This is a genomic window from Kribbella sp. NPDC050281 (assembly GCF_040655855.1).
Lineage (GTDB): Bacteria > Actinomycetota > Actinomycetes > Propionibacteriales > Kribbellaceae > Kribbella.
The window spans coordinates 99,224-119,033 of record NZ_JBFAKS010000011.1 but is presented as its reverse complement, the minus strand read 5'-3'; the positions used below and the strand labels follow the sequence as shown (position 1 = coordinate 119,033).

Annotated in this window: 17 protein-coding genes; 10 read left to right on the top strand and 7 right to left on the bottom strand. The window is 68.5% G+C overall.

Annotation, left to right across the window (positions count from 1 at the left end; translation table 11 throughout):
• Position 1 precedes the first annotated feature (1 nt).
• Together AB0I34_RS14460 and AB0I34_RS14455 are read left to right on the top strand one after the other, a co-directional pair.
• Positions 2 to 802, top strand: a complete 801-nt coding sequence (locus tag AB0I34_RS14460; RefSeq protein WP_360444992.1) for a metallophosphoesterase family protein — start codon at positions 2 to 4, stop codon at positions 800 to 802.
• 61 nt (positions 803 to 863) lie between these two features.
• Positions 864 to 1,241 (top strand): DUF427 domain-containing protein, encoded by a 378-nt coding sequence (locus tag AB0I34_RS14455; protein WP_360444990.1) that lies wholly within the window; start codon positions 864 to 866, stop codon positions 1,239 to 1,241.
• A 25-nt stretch (positions 1,242 to 1,266) separates the two neighbouring features.
• Here the strand turns inward: AB0I34_RS14455 and AB0I34_RS14450 are convergent, their stop codons facing one another.
• Positions 1,267 to 2,037, bottom strand: coding sequence for an alpha/beta hydrolase (locus AB0I34_RS14450; RefSeq protein ID WP_360444988.1), 771 nt, complete (start codon positions 2,035 to 2,037; stop codon positions 1,267 to 1,269).
• A gap of 108 nt (positions 2,038 to 2,145) precedes the next feature.
• Here AB0I34_RS14450 and AB0I34_RS14445 point away from each other — a divergent pair, with 108 nt between their 5' ends.
• Genes AB0I34_RS14445 through AB0I34_RS14435 form a run of 3 tightly spaced genes read left to right on the top strand, consistent with a single transcriptional unit; the run spans position 2,146 to position 6,943 of the window.
• Positions 2,146 to 2,928: a GNAT family N-acetyltransferase gene (locus AB0I34_RS14445; RefSeq protein ID WP_360444986.1), complete on the top strand. Its 783-nt coding sequence runs from the start codon at positions 2,146 to 2,148 to the stop codon at positions 2,926 to 2,928.
• A gap of 43 nt (positions 2,929 to 2,971) precedes the next feature.
• Positions 2,972 to 5,257, top strand: a complete 2,286-nt coding sequence (locus AB0I34_RS14440; protein WP_360444984.1) for a helicase-associated domain-containing protein — start codon at positions 2,972 to 2,974, stop codon at positions 5,255 to 5,257.
• 45 nt (positions 5,258 to 5,302) lie between these two features.
• A complete protein-coding gene (locus AB0I34_RS14435; protein ID WP_360444982.1) occupies positions 5,303 to 6,943 on the top strand; it encodes a DNA repair helicase XPB in 1,641 nt (546 codons plus the stop codon).
• A 111-nt stretch (positions 6,944 to 7,054) separates the two neighbouring features.
• On the opposite strand, the gene AB0I34_RS14430 is transcribed toward AB0I34_RS14435, so the two are convergent.
• The 4 genes from AB0I34_RS14430 to AB0I34_RS14415 all read right to left on the bottom strand — a co-directional run bounded on the left by AB0I34_RS14430 (position 7,055) and on the right by AB0I34_RS14415 (position 10,861).
• The gene (locus AB0I34_RS14430; RefSeq protein WP_360444980.1) at positions 7,055 to 7,942 is read right to left on the bottom strand and encodes a hypothetical protein; all 888 of its coding nucleotides are present in this window, start codon (positions 7,940 to 7,942) and stop codon (positions 7,055 to 7,057) included.
• Positions 7,943 to 8,098: 156 nt separating this feature from the next.
• The gene (locus AB0I34_RS14425) at positions 8,099 to 8,809 is read right to left on the bottom strand and encodes an FCD domain-containing protein (protein WP_360444978.1); all 711 of its coding nucleotides are present in this window, start codon (positions 8,807 to 8,809) and stop codon (positions 8,099 to 8,101) included.
• Positions 8,810 to 8,834: 25 nt separating this feature from the next.
• Positions 8,835 to 9,770 (bottom strand): dihydrodipicolinate synthase family protein, encoded by a 936-nt coding sequence (locus AB0I34_RS14420; RefSeq protein WP_360444976.1) that lies wholly within the window; start codon positions 9,768 to 9,770, stop codon positions 8,835 to 8,837.
• Positions 9,771 to 9,784: 14 nt separating this feature from the next.
• Complete coding sequence (locus AB0I34_RS14415; protein WP_360444974.1) at positions 9,785 to 10,861, bottom strand: sialidase family protein; 1,077 nt, start codon at positions 10,859 to 10,861, stop codon at positions 9,785 to 9,787.
• Between the two features lie 47 nt (positions 10,862 to 10,908).
• On the opposite strand from AB0I34_RS14415, the gene AB0I34_RS14410 reads away from it, so the two are divergent.
• From AB0I34_RS14410 to AB0I34_RS14390, 5 genes are all read left to right on the top strand, one after another.
• Positions 10,909 to 12,531: an extracellular solute-binding protein gene (locus tag AB0I34_RS14410; protein ID WP_360444972.1), complete on the top strand. Its 1,623-nt coding sequence runs from the start codon at positions 10,909 to 10,911 to the stop codon at positions 12,529 to 12,531.
• Positions 12,532 to 13,473, top strand: coding sequence for an ABC transporter permease subunit (locus tag AB0I34_RS14405; protein ID WP_360444970.1), 942 nt, complete (start codon positions 12,532 to 12,534; stop codon positions 13,471 to 13,473).
• Complete coding sequence (locus tag AB0I34_RS14400) at positions 13,470 to 14,387, top strand: carbohydrate ABC transporter permease (protein ID WP_360444968.1); 918 nt, start codon at positions 13,470 to 13,472, stop codon at positions 14,385 to 14,387. Before AB0I34_RS14405 ends, AB0I34_RS14400 begins: the two co-directional genes overlap by 4 nt.
• A 123-nt stretch (positions 14,388 to 14,510) precedes the next feature.
• On the top strand, positions 14,511 to 15,308 hold the full coding sequence (locus AB0I34_RS14395; protein ID WP_360444966.1) for a phosphatase PAP2 family protein: 798 nt from the start codon (positions 14,511 to 14,513) through the stop codon (positions 15,306 to 15,308).
• A 39-nt stretch (positions 15,309 to 15,347) separates the two neighbouring features.
• Entirely contained in the window at positions 15,348 to 17,372 is a 2,025-nt protein-coding gene (locus AB0I34_RS14390) for an AAA family ATPase (protein WP_360444963.1), read from the top strand.
• On the opposite strand, the gene AB0I34_RS14385 is transcribed toward AB0I34_RS14390, so the two are convergent.
• Positions 17,349 to 18,764 (bottom strand): hypothetical protein, encoded by a 1,416-nt coding sequence (locus AB0I34_RS14385; protein WP_360444960.1) that lies wholly within the window; start codon positions 18,762 to 18,764, stop codon positions 17,349 to 17,351. The two genes, AB0I34_RS14390 and AB0I34_RS14385, sit on opposite strands and share 24 nt — an antisense overlap.
• Entirely contained in the window at positions 18,761 to 19,783 is a 1,023-nt protein-coding gene (locus AB0I34_RS14380; protein ID WP_360444957.1) for a hypothetical protein, read from the bottom strand. Before AB0I34_RS14380 ends, AB0I34_RS14385 begins: the two co-directional genes overlap by 4 nt.
• Positions 19,784 to 19,810: the final 27 nt, after the last annotated feature.

The following is a 19,810-nucleotide window of genomic DNA, read 5'->3' as shown; positions in this document are numbered from 1 at the left end:
CATGACGGCGGTGTATGCCGTCAGCGACATCCACGGTCATCTGGAGAAGCTGACGGCATCGCTGCAGGAGGCCGGGCTGACGGATGCCGACGGCAACTGGTCCGGCCAGGACGCGCGGCTGTGGTTCCTCGGCGACTTCTTCGACCGCGGCCCGGACGGGATCGGGGTACTGCGTTATGTCCGCGGGCTGATCGAGCAGGCGCCGGACGGAGCGATCCGGATGCTGCTCGGCAACCACGAGATCCTCGCGCTCGGGATGCACAAGTTCGGTGACGAGTTCGTGCCGCACGACGGGATCACGACCCGCAGCTTCGAGCGGTCGTGGGCGCTGAACGGCGGTCAGGACCGCGACCAGGAGCTGCTCACCGAGGACGACGTCGCCTGGCTGCTCGAGCAGCCGATGCTCGCGCTGGACGCCGGGCACCTGCTGATGCACTCCGACACCGCGGAGTACGTCGAGTGGGGCGACAGCATCGACCAGATCAACGAAGCGGCCCGGGCCGAACTGCACACCGACGACATCGTCGTGTGGTGGGAGATCTGGCGCCGGATGACGTCGCGGTACGCGTTCCGCGGCGCGAGCGGCGGCGAGGTGGCGACCATCCTGCTGCATCATCTCGGCGGCCATCGCATCGTCCACGGCCACAGCATCGTGGCCGACCAGCTCGGCATCGACCCGGCCAACCTGACCGGCCCCAACCTGTACGCCGACGGCCTCGTCCTCGGCATCGACGGCGGCGCCTTCGACGGCGGCCCATGCCTGGTCGTCCAGCTCGAGGAACTGGCGCCCGCGCGGGAATGACCGTCGGCGGTTCCTGGTTGTTGAAAAGTTGACGGTTGAGGTCAACTCTCTGGGAGCTGAGATGGCGGAGAAGACAGTGAAGATTCCTGGTCCGGACCACCCGATCACGGTCGGGAAGAACCCCGATCGGGTCGTGGTCAGGCTCGGTGACCAGGTGATCGCGGACACCCGGGAGGCGCTGTCGCTGCAGGAGGCGAGCTATCCCGCGGTGCAGTACATCCCGCGCGAGGACGTCGACTTCGGGCTGCTGGAGCGCACCGACCACGCGACGTACTGCCCGTACAAGGGTGACGCGTCGTACTACAGCGTTCTCCCCGCCGGGGCGGACGGGGTGAACGCGGTGTGGACCTACGAGCAGCCGTACGACGCGGTCGCGGACATCCGCGAGTACGTCGCGTTCTACCCGGACAAGGTCTCGATCGAGATCGTCGCCGACTGAGCTAACGGCTGAGTCACCGGCTGAGTCACCGGTTGAGGAAGTCCCGCAGGACCGGGGCGAGGAGCTCCGGCGGTACGACGTGGTCCTGGTCGGCGAGCTCGGTCAACCGGGCCGCGGGCAGGATGCCGACGATCCGGTGGGCCGCGTCGACCATGAACGGCGGCGACGCGGTCCCGGCGACGACCATGGCCGGCTGCGTGATCTTCCGGAGTACGTGGACCGGCGTGCGGCCGCCGGGTGCGCCGTGGTCCATCACGGCGAAGTCGTAGGCGAGCGTCGGAGCGATCTCTGCCATGCCCGGGAAGGCCGCGGTCTCGATGGCGGCCTCCCTCGGCATGCCCGCCATCATGAGGAACAGCTCGACCGCCTCCTGCCCACGGCCCTCGCGGATCAGCTCGAGCACGCGACCGCCGTCCTCGCTCGAGTCGACGTCATCAGGCCCGTACGGCGGCTCGTGCAGCACGACCTTCGTGAACGGCAGTCCGGCGCTCGCCGCGATCGCGGCCAGCCCGGCTCCCGACGAGTGCCCGTAGACGGCAGCCGTACCGCCGACCGCCGTCAGCAGCGCCCCGAGGTCGTCCACCTCGCGTTGCACGGAGTACGGCGTACCGTCGCCGCTGTCACCACGGCCGCGCCGGTCGTAGGTCACAACATCGAAGTCGGCGGCCAGCTCCACCGCCAACGGCTTGAGCGCGTTCCGGTCGCAGAGGGCACCGCCGACCAGAATCACCCGCGGCCCACTCCCCATCCGCTCGTAGGCGATCGCCGTACCGTCCGCCGAGCTCACTTTCTGCATGCCACGTCCTCCCTCGATCATCACTGACACTCAGAACGTCGGAGCCGGCCCCTGCGGTTCGACATAATCCCTGGCGCTCGATCCGGCCTGGTGATTCACTGCGTCGCGATGATCACCAGAGTCGACGACTACCTCCACGCGGCCCCGCTGTCCGGTGCGATCCCCGAGCAGATCGGGCCGTTCACCCTCTTCCGCAGTACGACGGCCTGGCCGTACTACGCCCGTCCGGTACCGGGCTCGTCGGCGGTGGTCGAACCGGCGGACATCGACGTACTGCGGGCGCGGTGTGCCGTGCTCGAGATCCCGCTGAGTCTCGAGTGGGTCGTGGAGACCTGTCCGTCACTCGGTCCGGCGGCAGCCGCGGCCGGACTGACCGTGGTCGAGCACCCGCTGCTCGTGCTCGAACGCGACGAGTTGCGCCCGGTGTCCGCGGATGCCCGCTGCGAGATCCTGTCCGCGGACGACGCCGTACTGCGTCAGGCCTCGGCGGTGGCGTCGCTCGCGTTCCACGACCCGGGTACGGCGATCGGCGCGGGCGGACCGGCGGAGCGGGACGCGAAGGCGGCCGACGTACCGGACGAGCGGATCAAGGCAGTCGTCGCGCGGGTCGCCCAGGGCATCTCCGTGAGCGCCGGGGCGTTCACCGACGTCGGCATGGTCGCCAGCGGACAGCACCAGCCGGTCGGCACGACGACGGAGATCGTCGGTGTGGGGACGCTGCCGTCGATGCGTCGCCGCGGACTGGCCGCGGCCGTCACTTCCACGCTCGCCGAGCATGCGTTCGCGCACGGTGTCGACCTGATCCTGCTGTCGGCCGCGGACGACGCGGTCGCGGCGGTCTACGAACGCGTCGGCTTCCACCGCATCGGCAGGGCCGGGGCCGCGGAGTGACACGGTTCGTCGTGGGTAGGGCTGGGGCCGTACCGTTGGAGGGATGAGCACATCCGACCGGAACCGCCCACGCACCCTCGCCGAGGCGCTGCGTACCTGGGACGACGCCGCGCTCGGTCTTCTGCTCCAGCGTCGCCCGGACCTGGCGATGCCGATCCCCGCGGACACCGGCCAGCTCGCGGCCCGGGCCACGACGAACGCGTCGGCTGCGCGGGCGATCAACCGGCTCGACGAGTTCGGTGTCGATCTGCTGGAGGGCCTGTCGGCGCTGCCTGAGCCGGTGGACCTGGCCGCGCTGGCGACCGGCGTGGCGCAGCCCGTCGAGGTGGTCCAGCCTCGGGTGGACGAGCTGCTGAAGCTCGCGTTGGTGTGGGGCTCGGAGGACGACCTGCGTCCGATCCGCGCCGTCCACGAACTGCTCGGCCCGACCCCGGCCGGGCTCGGACCGGTCACCACGAGGCATTTCGGCGATCTGGACCAGCTGATCGAGGACGCTGGGCAGGACGCGCGTGAGGTGCTCGCGAAACTGACTTGGGGTCCGCCAACCGGGTCGGTGGAGAAGGCTGAGCGTCCGGTGACGATCGCCTCCGCCCGTACGCCGGTCGAGCGGTTGCTGGCGCGCGGCCTCGTCGTACCGAAGGATGCGAACACGGTCGTGCTGCCTCGGCAGATCGGACTGCACCTGCGGGGTGGGCGAGTGCTGGCGTCGACCCGGCCGACACCGCCGCCGCTCGACGGCAAGACGGTGTCTGCGTCGATCGCGGACCGGGCGGCTGCTGGTGCGGCGCTCGACCTTGTCCGGCAGGTGGATCGCGCTCTGGAGCAGCTGGGGACCGAACCGCCTCCGGTGCTGCGGACCGGTGGCATCGGCGTGCGTGATCTGCGCAGTCTGGCCGGGAAGATCGGTGCGGAGGAGCAGACGACCGCTGCGGTGCTGGAGTTCGCGTATGCCGCCGGACTGATTGCTGCGGCCGAGATCGGGACGAGTGAGTTCTGGCTGCCGACCAGCGCGTACGACGACTGGCTGGACCTGGATCTCGCGCATCGGTGGGCTCAGCTGGTGTCGGCGTGGTTCAGCGGGATGCGGGCGATCGGACTGATCGGCCGGCGCGACAGTGGTGGTGCGACAGCTGCTGCGCGCGAGCGGCTGATCAACGCGCTCGCACCGGATCTGGAGCGGTTGCTGGCGCCTGAGGTCCGGGTGCTGACAGTGCAGGCGTTGTCGAAGGCTGACGCTGGTACGGCGCCTGCCCCGGAGTCAATAGTCACCTGGGTGGCGTGGCATCGACCACGACGTGGCGGGCAGTTCCGCGACGATCTGGTCGAGTGGACGATCACTGAGGCCGCACTGCTCGGTCTGACCGGTCTTGGCGCCTTGGCGCTGCATGCGCGGCCACTGCTCGACGCGGAGCCGACGGTGGACGACCTCGCCGAGGCGATCAGCCCGCTGGTGCCGGATCCGGTCTCAGAGGTGTTGCTGCAGGCCGACTTGACCGCGGTCGCACCCGGTCCGCTGGTGCGGGTCGTCCAGGACGAGCTGTCCGCCATGGCTGACGTCGAGTCGCATGGCGGTGCGGCGGTCTACCGGTTCAGCGAGGCTTCGGTACGGCGTGCCTTCGACCTCGGGCGGACTGCGGACCAGCTGCACAAGTGGCTGGCCGAGCACTCACGTACGCCGGTGCCTCAGCCGCTGACGTACCTGATCGATGACGTTGCCCGGCGGCACGGCGTACTCCGGCTTGGTACGGCGTCGACGTACCTGCGGTGTGATGACGAGGCTGTGCTGACGCAGCTGCTCAGCTCCAACCTGCCGGGTCTTCGGTTCCGGCGGTTGGCGCCGACCGTGGTGGTGTCGCCGTCACCGCCTGACATGGTGCTGAGCCGGCTGCGTGAGGCGGGGCTGGCACCGCTGGCGGAGACGTTCGACGGGGTCGCCCATGTCACCAGTGGCGGGACGCGCCGCGGTGACACGCCACGTCGCCGTTCCAGCCGGGACTTCGCCGACAGCGCAGTCGACCTGACCGACGAGCAGGTCAAGGCGGTGATCGAGAAGGTCCGCGCCGGCGACCGCATCGCCGCCGAACGCCCCGCCGACGAGGGTCTGATCGAGCCGACCGCCCCGGCCGAGACCATCGCCGTACTGACCAACGCAGCCGAGTCCCACACCCGCACCTGGATCTCGTACGTCGACCACAACGGCACCGCCTCCGAACGCATCGTCGAACCCGTCCGAGTAGCCGACGGCTGGCTCACCGCCTACGAAGACACCACCGACCACCCCCGCACCTACGCCCTACACCGCATCTCCACAGCCCGGGCCGTCGATTGACCCCTGAGGCACAATGGAAGGTCGGACACGTGAATGGGAGATGCAGTGACAGACGGTCCTCTGATTGTGCAGTCCGACAAGACCCTTTTGCTGGAGACTGCGCATCCGGACGCTAACGACTGCCGGAAGGCTATTGCGCCGTTCTCCGAGTTGGAGCGGGCGCCGGAGCATGTGCACACCTATCGGCTGACGCCGCTGGGGTTGTGGAACGCTCGGGCGGCCGGGCACGACGCCGAGCAGGTGATCGACGTACTGCTGCGGTACAGCCGCTACCCCGTCCCGCACTCGCTGCTGGTGGACATCGCGGAAACGCTGGACCGGTACGGGCGACTGCGGCTGGAGAAGCACCCGCAGCACGGACTGGTGCTGGTGACGACCGACCGGCCGGTGCTGGAGGAGGTGCTCCGCAGCGCCAAGGTCAAGCCGATGCTGGGCGAGCGCATCGACGACGACACCGTCCTCGTGCACCCGTCGGAGCGCGGTCACCTCAAGCAGACGCTGCTCAAGCTCGGCTGGCCGGCCGAGGACCTCGCCGGGTACGTCGACGGCGAGACGCACAAGATCGAGCTGGTGCGTGAGGGCTGGGACATGCGCCCGTACCAGCAGCAGGCCGTCGACTCGTTCTGGCACGGCGGCTCCGGCGTCGTCGTACTCCCCTGTGGCGCCGGCAAGACGATCGTCGGCGCGGCCGCGATGGCGCAGGCGTCCGCGACCACGCTGATCCTGGTCACCAACACGGTGTCCGCGCGGCAGTGGAAGGACGAGCTGATGCGCCGCACCAGCCTGACCGAGGACGAGATCGGCGAGTACTCCGGTGCCCGCAAGGAGATCCGCCCGGTCACCATCGCGACGTACCAGGTGATGACGACGCGCCGGAAGGGCGTGTACTCGCACCTGGAACTGTTCGACGCGCGCGACTGGGGCCTGATCGTGTACGACGAGGTGCACCTGCTGCCGGCGCCGATCTTCCGGATGACCGCGGACCTGCAGACGCGGCGGCGGATCGGCCTGACCGCGACCCTGGTCCGCGAGGACGGCCGCGAGGGCGACGTGTTCTCGCTGATCGGCCCGAAGCGGTACGACGCGCCGTGGAAGGACATCGAGGCGCAGGGCTGGATCGCGCCGGCCGACTGCGTCGAGGTGCGAGTGGATCTGGAGCAGACCGAGCGGTTCGTGTACGCGACCGCCGAGCCGGAGGACCGCTACCGGCTGGCCGCGTCGACCCCGGCGAAATCCCGGCTGGTACGGCGGATCGCCGAGCACCACTCCGACGAGCCGCTGCTGGTGATCGGGCAGTACATCGACCAGCTGGACGAGCTCGGTGAGCGGCTGGAATGCCCGGTGATCAAGGGCGAGACGACGGTCCGGGAACGGCAGCGGCTGTTCGACGCCTTCCGCAAGGGCGAGATCAACCGCCTGGTGGTCAGCAAGGTCGCCAACTTCTCCATCGACCTGCCCGAAGCGTCCGTCGCGATCCAGGTCTCCGGCACCTTCGGCTCCCGCCAGGAAGAAGCCCAGCGCCTCGGCCGGGTCCTCCGCCCCAAGGGCGACGGCCGCACCGCCCGCTTCTACTCCATCGTCGCCCGAGACACCGTAGACGCCGAGTTCGCCGCCCACCGCCAGCGCTTCCTAGCCGAACAGGGCTACGCCTACACAATCGTCGACGCGGAGAACCTCTTCGCCTGACGAAAGAAGGAGGAGGAGAGGGAGGGGACTGTGGACGCCGAACGCTGTGCAGCTCGACAGGAGGTGTCCGCTCAATTCTTCGACCGAGCGGGTCCGACGAGCGTCACCAGTTCATGCCGCCGGTGACACCTCCTGTCCGTTTGCACCGCACCGCTGCGCCAACGCGGCGCGGACCGTGGCGACAACCCACGCTGGGTCTCCGATGATCTGCTCGTAGGTGAGGCGGAGCACCAACCACCCGGCTGCCACCAGCTCGTCGTACCGGTGACAGTCGGCGGTGAAATCTCGTCGGGACCCATGGAACTCGAAGCCGTCCGCTTCGAGTGCCACCCGGGCCAGGCGATGCCCTAGGTCGACCCGGGCCCGGAACCATCCATTGGTCACCAGGACCTGCGGCTCGAAACCGTCGATGCCCTCGATGATGAGCAGCGCCCTGAGTATGGATTCCAGGATGCTGCCGGACAGACCGGTCGCCGCGACCGCCATCCGGCGAGCGTTCGGGCAGCCCGGCCCGCGCATCGCGACGGTGGCGGCGAGGAGCTCCTCCTGGCTCAGGCACTCGGTGGCGAGAGCCGCGTCCGCAACGGCGAGCGCTTCTGCGAACGGCAGGACGCGGGCGCAGTCGACCACCGTCCGAAGCAATGAGGTCGTCCGGTTCCGCCGCTCGTCCGCGTCGAACGCCGCCCAGTGCAGAACGGCCGGTGGCCCCGGACGCGGACGCCGGTTGGGCGGAACGGTGACATGCGGCTTCTCCGGCGCCACCAGGAGCGGAAGCTGCCAGGCTGTCGCGGCACTCAGATACGAGCGCACGCCGTCATACGCGAGCGCGGCCGCCAGGTCCGCCGGCAGCCCTGGCACGGCGTAGATGCCCTGCGCGATCCGTTGCACCTCACCACGCTCGAGCGCAGCTGTGACAGCCCGTCGAGATGTCACAGCCGACAACTCGGAGCCGGTGGCCCACCCGCCGAGGCGCGCAAGGACTTCACCGGGCGATTCCATCCCGGGATGATGCCCGAACTCGGCCAGACCGTGCCGTGACTTATCCACAACGGACAGCTCGACAGGAGGTGTCACCGTCCAGCGAACCAACGCACGCTCAGCCCACCCGCTGCAGGCCTGTCAGCAGACGACACATCCTGTCGAGCTGTACGTCGCCTAGTCCTCCAGGCGGGTGTGGATGCCGTTGAAGTGTTTCTTCATGGAGCGGGCGAAGGCTTCGGGGTCTCCGGTTCGCAAGGTGTTGAGGAGATCCCGGTGCCAGGCGGCCGCGTCGGCGGGGGTGTAGCGGGCGCCCGGAAGGCGTGCGTCGACCTGGGCGAACGTTCGCCAGAAGACGCTGAGCAGGTCGATCACCAGCGCGTTGCCCAGTGGTTCATAGAGAGCCTGGTGGAAGGCCCAGTCCTCGTCCGGGAAGTACTCGCCGGACTGAGCCTTGGCTTCCATCCGTCCCACGATCGGCTCGAGGTCGTCGTAGCCGTGGGCGCTGAAGTGGGCGACCACGTCGTCGGCCATGCCGACCTCGATGGCCTGGCGGACCTCCAGCACGTTCTGTACGTCGCGGAGGTCGCCGGCCATCGACTGCGACATCCGGAACGCGAGCCCGTCCTCCAGCGACTGCAGCGACACCTCGCCGACGTACGTCCCGTAGCCGTGCCGGATCTCGATGATCCCGACCGCCTGGAGTGCCTTCATCGCCTCGCGCAACGGGTGCCGGCCGACACCGAGCTGAGCCATCAGCTCCTGCTCGTTGGGTAGCGGGTCACCCGCCTTCAGTCCGCGTTCCAGGATGTACGACTTCATCTGGTCTCGAATGAAGGACTGATTCCCCGCCGCACCGCGTGCCCGGCTGAGCCCACCCGTTGTCACCGCCGGCCTCCTCGTCTAGGACCCGTCAGTGTAATCCGGCACGGTCCAGAAGGGGGCGGATCGCGGCGATCTCCTCGTCGTTCAGCGGGATCGAGGGAAAGGCGGTCAGCGGGCAGTCGATCACCCCGAGCAGGTACAGCCCCGCCTTGAACGCACCGAGCGCGGCCGAGCTCGCGCCCATCCGCGAACGGTCCGCCACGGTGATGATCTCGAACAACCGGAAGAGCCGATCCTGCTCCGCCCGAGCCGTCGCCGCGTCCCCCGCCGACGCCGCGTCGAACAACCGCACGTACCCGGACGGATCCACATTCCCCAGCCCTGGTACGACGCCGTCGACGCCGAACGCCAACGCGGAGTCGACCGTCAGCTCGGACCCTGTCATGATCGCGAACCCGGTCAGCCCGGCGTCCCGCCGGTCCAGCACCAACTGCCGCAGGCTGGTCTCCTGGCCACTGGAATCCTTCACTCCGGCGATGATCCCGCGCTCTCCCAGCGAGATCATCAACGATGCGGGCAGCTTCGTCCCGACCCGCGGCGGGATGTCGTACGCGTACATCGGGACGTTCCCGGCGATCGTCGCCAACCGCGTGAAGTGCTGCTCGATCTCGGCCGGATGCGTGGCGGCGTAGAACGGCGCCGTCGCGACCACGGCATCGACGCCGGCCTTCAACGCCGCGGACAGATGCGCACCGGCTCGGGCGGTCGAGGTGTCGATGACGCCGGCCAGCACCGGCACCTGCCCGGCAACCTCCGCCACGGTGGTCTCGAGGACCACCTGCCGCTGCTCGTCGGTCAGGAACGTTCCTTCGCCGGAGGTACCGAGCACGAACACCCCGTCCACACCCCCGGTCAGCTGGTAGTGGATCAACCGGGCCAGCGAGGCCGTGTCGACGTCGTACTCGGGGGTGAACGGCGTGACGAGCGGCGGTACGACGCCGGTCAACTGGGCGGAGTCGGTCAAGGGGTCTCCCAACGTCAGAGGGCGAATGTGGCGAAGCGCAGGGTCGCGAACGACGAGGTCTCACCGGCTTCGTAGAAGATGCCGACCGTGCCGTCGGGCAGCAGCACCAGATCGGAGTACCCGGCCATGCCCGGGTGCACGACCAGACCGGGCAGCCACGACTGACCGGAGTCCGCACTGACGAAGACGGTCAGCTCTCGGCGGCTCGACGGGTTCACCGGCGTCGACATCAGCAGCCTGCCGTCGGGCAAGGTGAGGACGCTCCCCTGGATCCCCGGCGCCGTGACTTCCGGGATCCCGGCGTACGGCGCATCGAGCGTCGTACCGCCATCGGACGACCAGGCGTGGACACGGGCCGGGCCGGTGCCCTGGTGGTTGCGCGCGTTGAAGTACAACCGGCCGTCGGGCAGTTCGGCGACCGCCGTCTCGTTCGCGTTGATCTCCGGTCCGTCGTTGCGATCCACGAATCCAACCGACCAGGTGTGCCCACCGTCGTCGCTGACGATGCAGTGCCCGCCGTTCAGCCGGATCAGATCGTCGACAGGTTCCGCCGGCACGAAGGAGTGATTGGCCGGTACGACGAGACGGCCGCTGGTCAGCGCGATCGCGTGACATGGACCGGTCGCGTACCAGCCCCAGTCGGACGGCTTGACCTGCGCGGTGATCTCCTCGGTCGGACTCCAGGTCGCGCCGTCGTCCGCGGACCGTTGCACGAACACGCGCCGGCCGGACTCCGGATCGGTGCCGCGGGCAAGCGACATCTCGACCGCGTCGGCACCGTTCTGCACCGTGACCAGCACGATGTCGCCGCTGGCCGGGTCGATCACCGGCGCCGGGTTGCCGCACGTCTTACCAGGCACCGCCGAGACGACCTGCAGCGGCAGCCAGGTCCGCCCGCCGTCGAGTGAGCGTCGCAGCACGACCTCGATCTCGCCCGCGTCGCCGGATCCGTGCAGCCGTCCCTCGCAGAACGCGAGCACCAGCTCGCCTCGCGCCAGGACCGACGGGATCCGGAACGTGTGGTAGCCGCTGCCCGCGGGATCGAAGACGACCGTAGGAGCGATTTCCAGCGCGCCGACTCTTGAAGACATAGGACGTACTATGTCATGGTGTGGCCCTCCGATGGAAGTGAGGCCTCATGCCAGTCAGCAGAAGAAGATTCCTCGGCGGTGGTCTGGCCGCCGCCGCTGTCGCGGTCACCGGTACGCCGCTGCTGGCGGGGTGCGCGTCGGACAAGAAAGGCACCGCCGCCGCCAACCTGGCGGTGAAACTGCCGACCTACACCAGGTACGGCGCGATCAAGCCGGATCTGCCCGGCACCGACGTCGTCCTGGACGGCTTCCTGAAGTACCCGGCCAACCCGGTCAAGGCGATCAGCGAGGCGCCGGGTGACGGCAAGCCGATCACGTTCCTGACCAACATCCCTGGCGCGATCCCGCCGTCGGTGGACAAGAACCAGTTCTGGCAGAAGCTGAACGAACGACTCGGCTCCGAACTGCAGATCAGCATGGCGTCCAACGACGAGTACAAGGACAAGTTCGCGACCCGGATCGCCGGCGGCGACCTGCCCGACATCATCAACATCCCGGTGGACACCGTGCAGATTCCCGGCCTGGTGAAGGCCAAGTGCATGGATCTGACCGAGCAGTTGTCCGGGGACGCGGTCAGCAAGTACCCGTTCCTGGCCAACATCCCGACCGAGTACTGGAAGGGCTGCGTCTTCAACGGCGCCATCTACGGCGTCCCGGTGCCGCGCGGCATGTCGCGGACCTCGCTGCCGCTGTACCGCGCGGACCTCCTCGCCGCCAAGGGGATCAAGGATCCGGCGCCGAAGAACTTCCAGGAGTTCTTCGACCTGGCCAAGGAGCTGACCGCGGCCAAGCAGAACAAGTGGGCCTGGACCCGGGTACCGCTGTCGACCATCCGGCAGATGCTCGCGATCCCGAACGTCTGGAAACAGGACGGCGGCAAGTTCACGTCGATGTACGAGCACGAGGCGCAACTCGACGCACTCGAGGCCGGCCGCAAGATGGTCGCCGCCGGCGTGATCAACCCGGACGCGTTCAACGACAAGGCCAGCGCCCGCAAGCAGTGGTTCAACGGCGGCATCGCCGCGTTCGACTACGACAGCTTCGTCGCGTGGAACCAGTACTACTCCGACAACACCGCCGGGCCCGCGTTCGCGGTGAACATGCTCGACGTCCCCGGCTTCGACGGCGGCGCGGGCGCGCCCTGGATGGGTGCGGCGCTGAACAACGTCACGTCGTTCAGCAAGAACAGCAAGCACTCGGCCGACACCCTGCTGAAGATCGCGAACTGGATGGCCGCGCCGTTCGGCACCGAGGAGTACCTGTTCCGCAAGTACGGCGTCGTCGGCCGGCACTACACCTTGCAGGGCACCGACCCGGTGCCGACGAAGGTCGGTGTGGTCGAGACCGGCATCGGTGTGCAGTACATCAGCGACTCCGCCCTGGCGCTGTACTGGGCCGGCAAGCCCGACGTACCGCAGAACCAGCACAAGATCCAGACGAAGGTCGCCTCGCGGCTCACGTACGACGCGTCGTACGGGCTGTACTCCGACACCCAGTCGAAGAAGCAGACGCAGCTCGCGAAGACGATGACCGACCTGGAGAACCAGATCGTGCAGGGCAAGAAGCCGGTGTCGGACTGGACGGCGGCGGTCCAGACCTGGCGGTCCTCGGGCGGCGACACGATGCGCACCGAGCTCGAGCAGGCCCACACCGCGGCGGCAGGGAAGTAGATGCTCCAGCGCTCCACACCGCGATCACAACAGCTCAGTCTGGGGCGCCGCCTGCTCCGGGACCGGGTCCTGCTGCTGTTCGCACTGCCCGGGATCGCGCTGATCATCGCGTTCCACTACGTGCCGCTGCTCGGCAACGTGATCGCGTTCAAGGACTACCAGCCGTTCCTCGGCATCAGTGGCAGCGACTGGTCCGGCTGGGCGAACTTCGCGGTGATCTTCAACGGCGACCCGGCGTTCCTGCGGGCGCTGAAGAACACGCTGATCCTGACCTGCCTGCAGTCGGTCTTCGTGTTCCCGGCACCGATCCTGCTCGCCCTGCTGCTGAACTCACTGTTCTCCGAGCGGATCAAGCGGATCGCGCAGAGCATCCTCTACCTGCCGCACTTCATGTCCTGGGTGATCGTGGTCGCACTGTTCCAGCAGATGCTCGGGGGCAGCGGGTTGCTGAACAACTACCTGCGATCACACGACCTGGGCACGCTGAACATCATCGGGAACTCGGAGTTGTTCCACGTCCTGCTGACCTCGCAGATCATCTGGAAGGACACCGGCTGGGCGACGATCCTGTTCCTGGCCGCGCTGTCCCAGATCGACTCGCAACTGTACGAGGCGGCCAGCGTGGACGGCGCGAGCCGGATGAAACAGCTGTGGCATGTCACCCTGCCGGGGCTGCGCGGGATCATCATCCTGCTGTTCATCCTGCGGCTTGGTGACTCGCTCACGGTCGGCTTCGAACAGATCATCCTGCAGCAGCAAGCGGTCGGCAGGGATGTCAGCGAGGTACTCGACACGTACGTCTACAACAACGGCGTACTCGGTGGTGCCTGGGGCGTGGCGGCCGCGGTCGGTCTGGTCAAGGGCCTGGTCGGCGTCGCCCTGGTGCTGGCCGCGAACAAGGTGGCCCACATCTTCGGGGAGCAGGGGGTGTACAGCCGATGACGCAAACGATCGTTCCCCGAAGCAGCGCACCCCGGAAGATCGTGCAGGGCGTGCCGATGCCGTCCTGGCCGATGCGGGTGTTCAAGGGCCTGGTCCTGCTGGTGTTCTGCGCGGTGGTGATCCTCCCGTTCGTCGGGGTGATCTCGACCAGCGTCGCTCCGAACAAGCAGATCAACGAGTCCGGCGGCCTGGTGCTGTTCCCCGACTCGGTCAACTTCGGCGCCTACGAGTCGCTGTTCGCCGGCGGCGTGGTGACCCAGGCGCTGTTCATCAGCATCTTCGTCACCGTGGTCGGCACGCTGCTCAGCCTGACCGTGTCGTGTCTGCTCGCCTACGCGTTGTCCCGGCCGGGGTTCGCGGCCGGGCGGCCGATCCTGCTGGTGGTCCTGTTCAGCATGCTGTTCTCCCCCGGCATCATCCCGACGTACCTCGTGGTCAAAGGCGCCGGGCTGCTGGACAGCATCTGGGCCCTGATCGTGCCGACGATGGTGAGCGCGTTCAACGTGATCGTGCTGCGTGCGTTCTTCATGAACCTGCCGAACGAGATCACCGAGAGCGCCCGGATCGACGGCGCGGGTGAGCTCAAGACCTTCGTCCACATCGTGCTGCCGCTGTCCAAGGCGGTGCTGTCAGTGATCGGGTTGTTCTACGCCGTGGCGTACTGGAACGCGTTCTTCTCCGCGCTGCTGTACCTGAACGACAGCAAGCTGTGGCCGTTGCAACTGGTGCTGCGGACGTACGTGATCAACGACACCCAACTGGGGACCGCGGAGCTCGGCACCGAACTGCTCCCACCGCAGGCGTCGATCCAGATGGCGATCCTGGTCGTCTCGATCGTGCCGATCCTGATCATCTACCCGTTCCTGCAGCGGCACTTCGCGAAGGGCGTGCTGACCGGCGCTGTGAAGGGATGATCGCAACGGCGTGACGGATGCGTCACGAACGGTCGCCCTGAGCATGACCAGGGGTTGCCCAGGGCAAACGCCAGGGTTACGCCTGGGCCAATCCTGAGCAGACGGCAGGTACCGTCGACAGGTATGGGGACGCAGGCGCTGGAGCGGGTGGGACTGGGTGGGGAGAACGAGAACCGGCGATCGGGGACGGGCCCGGTCGTCTGGCGGGTGGTACGCGAAGCAGTCCTGTTGGCGACCTTGTTTCTCGTCTACACCGCCGGACGCCAGATCGCGGCCAAACACACCGGCTCCGCGTTCGACCATGCACACGACGTACTCGCCATCCAGAACTGGCTGCACCTGCCGAACGAGGCCTCCATCCAGCACGCGGCGCTGAAGCTTCCGCACCTGGTCGAGGGCGCGAATCTGTACTACGCGTCCGTGCACGCACCACTGACGGCCGCTGTACTGCTCTGGCTGAGCATCTGGCGGCCGAAGGCGTACTCACACGTCCGCTGGACGATCGTGGCCCTGACCGGCCTCGCGCTGGCCGGGCACATCATCTTCCCGCTGGCACCGCCGCGGATGATGCCCGGGTTCGTCGACACCGGGCTCGCGTTCGGTCAGTCCGTGTACGGCGTGGAGCGGTCCGGCGGGATGGCGAACCAGTTCGCCGCGATGCCGAGCCTGCATGTCGGGTGGGCCGCACTGATCGCGCTCTCGATGATCCTGATCACCCGGACCAAGTGGCGCTGGCTCTGGCTCGCGCACCCGATCATCACGTTCGGGGTGGTTGTGGTGACCGCGAACCACTACTGGCTGGACGGCATCGTCGTCCTGCTCCTGCTCGCCGTCACGCTGCCGCTGCTGCTCCGCCCCGGCCTCCACGACGACAGGCCGAGGGCCCGTAATTCGGTTCCCCCACGGCGGGTGCTCAAGTAACGTGGCTGGGCTTCCCCCACCGTTTGCCGGAGGTTCCGCATGCCCCCCGATTCGTCCGACACCCTCCAGGCCGAGAAGGACTACCTGAAGACCTCGCGCACCGCGCTCGCGCTGATGCGGGAGAAGACCGGCGCGCTGGAGATCCACAGCGCGGACCGGGTCAACGAGGAGTTCCTGAAGGCCGCGATCTGGCGGCGGATGAAGGAGCTGGAGGACGACCCGGAGGTGCCGCTGTTCTTCGGCCGGCTGGACTACCTGGAGCCGACCGACGAGACGTTCCACATCGGCCGCCGGCATGTGAACGACGAGCTCGGCGAGCCGCTGGTGGTGGACTGGCGGGCGGACATCTCGGTGCCGTTCTACCGCGCCAGCAAGACCGAGCCGATGGGGGTCGGCATCCGGCGGCGGTTCGGCTTCACGCACGGCGAGATGACCGCGTTCGAGGACGAGGACCTGACCTCGTCGACGGCCGCCGAGCAGCACAGCAACATCCTGGACGCCGAGATCGAGCGCCCGCGCTCCGGCCCGATGCGCGACATCGTGGCCACGATCCAGCCGGAGCAGGACGTGATCGTCCGGGCCGGGGTCGAGGACACCATCTGCGTCCAGGGAGCGCCAGGGACCGGGAAGACCGCGGTCGGGCTGCACCGGGCGGCGTACCTGCTCTATGCGTACCGCGATCAGCTCAGCCGGTCCGGTGTGCTCGTGGTCGGGCCGAACGCGAGCTTCCTGCGGTACATCGGCGACGTACTGCCCGCACTGGGCGAGATCGAGGCGAAGCAGACCACCGTCGAGGAGCTGGTCGGACGGGTGCGCGTGGCCGGGCCGGGTCCCGCGGCGGTCGACGTACTCAAGGGCGATGTGCGGATGGCGGAGGTACTGCACCGGGCCGTGTGGTCGCAGGTGCAGCTGCCGAAGGAGGCGCTGGTCGTGCCGCGGGGCGCGCACCGCTGGCGGGTGGCGACGTACCAGGCGGAGGAATTGGTCAACGAGCTCCGGACGCGCGGAGTCCGGTACGGCGCCGGCCGGGCGATGCTGCCGCAGCGGCTGGCCCACGCCGTGCTGCTGCGGATGGAGGCGGCGGGCGACTCCCCGGACGACCGGGTGCAGGACGCGGTCGCACGCAGCCGTCCGGTCAAGCAGTACGCCGAGGCACTCTGGCCGGCTGTGGACCCAGCCAAGCTGCTCTTCCGGCTCTTCACAGACCCGTCACTGCTGGCCGAGCACTCCGACGGCATCCTGACTCCGGAGGAGCAGGAGCTGCTCCTCTGGGAGAAGGCACCGCGCTCGGCCGGTGCGGCGAAGTGGTCGGTGGCGGACGCCACCCTGATCGACGAGGTGGCCGATCTGGTCGACCGTACGCCGTCACTCGGCCATGTGGTGCTTGACGAGGCGCAGGACCTGTCGGCGATGCAACTGCGGGCAGTCGGTCGTCGCTGCTCGACCGGCTCGATGACTGTCCTCGGCGACATCGCGCAGGGCACCACTCCGTGGGCCACACCGTCTTGGGACGAAGCGCTGAAGCACCTGGGCAAGTCCGGCGCCCACACCGAGGAGCTGACCGCCGGCTTCCGCGTCCCCGGTCAGGTGATCGAGTACGCCGCCCGCCTGCTCCCGTCGATCGCTCCGCACCTCACACCGCCGACAGCCGTACGACGGGCACGCGGTGAACTCACCATCACCCGCGTGCAGGACAGTCTCGCCGCAGCCATGGACACAGTCGGCGAAGTGACGGCCAGGCTCGGTTCGATCGGTCTGATCGTGCCGGACGCGCTGGTGCCGGCCACCCGCAAGGCCCTGCTGGCTTTGCAGGTCCCGTTCTCCGTGCTCGGCGACGAGGACGATGCCGACGCGCATCTGGACGTCGTACCGGCGTCACTGGCCAAGGGTCTCGAGTTCGACCACGTGGTTCTGGTCGAACCGGCCGGCATCGTGGCCGGCGAGGCCGACGAGCGCACCGGCCTGCGCCGCCTCTACGTCTGCCTCACCCGTGCGGTCACGTCATTGGCCGTACTGCACAGCGAGGACATGCCGGCCGTCCTAGAAACCGCGGGAGCCGCCTGAGCGCCTCGACGAACGCCGGGAGGACCCGCCACCGCTCGAGCGTGTGCGGGACGACCAGGAGCTGCGACGACGGCTACTGGAACCGCTGGACCAGCTGTCGCTGTCCGAAGAGCCCGAGGACGCCGACCAGGTGCTGACTGAGCTCCCGACGTCGGAGCTCCATCGGCCCAGTCGAGCACCGGGGCGACGAGAGCGCCAGCGAGCCCGCATCCGGTCCCTCGTCCGGCGAGCGTCGTCGTCGGGGAACCACCACTGTCGCTCGTCACCCTGCGACCAGTAGCCGTCGATGTAGGCCGACATCTTCTCCCCGACCATCCAGTACGGCCGCAGGTTGCCACTCCACTGCTCGACCATCCGGACCTGCGGCTCCTGCCCGGCGACGGCCCGCTCTTTGCAGGCCGCACAGACCTGGACCTCACGGACCGCTCCACGCTCCGGCTGCCACTCGACGGACGCCGTACTCGGACCGTGCCGCGGGTCGAAGAAGCAGGGCGGTGTCGGCTCCGGGATGGGCTTGCCCGCGCGCACCGTGTCCACGCACACCAGTCCGTACCGCGCCGAGCCGAGCAGCGTCGTCACGGCCTGGACATCGTCATCACCCTTGGCTTCGTTCAGCCGGTGCCGCGCCTTCTCGATCGCGTCCAGCACATCCTTGGACAGCTTGGACTGCTGCGGATCGGATGTGGTCGGCAGGTCGGACACCTGCTGCGACAGCGCGATGATCTCCTCGTTCAGCAGCGGCTTGGTGAGCTCCAGGTGCTCCTTCTCGTCCTTGCGGCGAGCCCTGCGAGCCCCGAGTGCCGACAGACCCCACCAGAGCCCGGCCAGTCCGGCCGCTCCACCGGCGTACGGCGCAGCGTCGATGTAGAACGGCTTGTCGACCTGCTGAGCCCGCTCGATGAACTTGGCCAGCATGTCCTCGTAGTCCGGCGCACAGCAGTCCACCGCTTGGTTCACGGCGTCTTCGACGTGGTAGGTCGGCCCATGGTCAGCCCGCTGTACGGCGTGGAACCCGCGACCGTCGTACTCCGACGACGCATCCACCAGGACGGCGTACACACCCTCGACACCGACGCGGTCGTACAGCTGGTCCGCGATCTCCTCGCCCTCCCAGGCCAGGTTCACGGAAAAGCCGCTCTCCGAGATGTTGATCTTCTCCGCCGGGATGACAGCGATCCGGATCGGTGCCGCGGCACTCTTGGCCGCCGCGTCGAGCTGCGACGCCTCGGCCGGCGACAGCTCCTTCACGTCCGGGTCGACCCAGATGCCGGCGTCGCCGAGGTGACCGGCCACGGTGCTCATGTAGCCGTCAGGGTCCTCGGCCGCGTGCGCGGGCAGCGCGGGCAGGACCGAGGCCGCGACCAGCGCGAACGCTCCCAGCAGACGTTTCATCGCGCTCCTCCCGAGAGCCGGTCCCGGCAGGCGGCGCAGACCGGGACCTCGCGGGACCGGCCACGAGGCGGCTTGTACATCCAGTCCGTCACAGAGATCCCGTGACCTGGGTCGAAGAAGCAGAGTGCTCGCCAGGGCGGCGCGATCTTCCCCGCGATCCGCGCTTGTGCACACGCCAGCCGCCAGCGACCGTAGCCGACCGTGGCACGCACCCCACGCAGCTGTTCGTCGTCGGGCTTGCCGTCGACCACGCGGCCGGCGGCGGCGTACGCGTCCATCGCGGCCTGCACGTCTGCCGTGGTCGCCGTACCGTCTCCATGGCCATCCAGACGCACGTCCGCCGCATCCAGTTCCTCCCCGAAGCGGGTGACGTCCTCTCGGGCCAGCCGCCTGCGCTCCTCCACCGTGTCCGCCTCGTCCGGCAGGACGTCGTACGACGGCCGGTACAGCGCGGGGCCTTCGTCCTTGCCCGGCCGGGACCTCCACCAGAGCAGTGCGAAGCCACCGGCGATCAGTACGACGAGGACGATCACCGACGGCCAGAGCCAGCCGGGCGGACCACTGGGCGCCTTGGGTGCGCCGAGTTGGTCCAGCACTCCGTTGAGCGTGCCGACCGGATCGGACCGGCTGTGCTTGCCCAGTTCGTCGGTCAGGATTCTCGCGATCGGGGTGTCGACGCCGACCGCGCTCCCCCAGGTGATCATCCCGCCGAAGACGATCACGTAGATCCCGTCCGCCGACTGCTTGTCGACGACCGAGTCCAGGAACGCCCGGGCCGAGTCCTGCTTGTCCCGTCGGCCGTCGTTGAGCGCCTCCGCCGGGAGCACGGCGATCCGGATGGCCGGGCTGTGGTCCTTGACCCGCTCGGCCAGCTTCGCGGCCTCGTCGTCCGGGACCAGTGCGCGCTGCGACGAATCGACGTACACGGGTGACGTCCGCCAGCCTTCGACGACCGCTGCGGGGTCACTGGAGCCCGACACTGTGGACGTGAGCAGCAGGAGGGCGGCCAGAAAACGCATGGCCGCTATCCTGCTCTATCCCGGGTG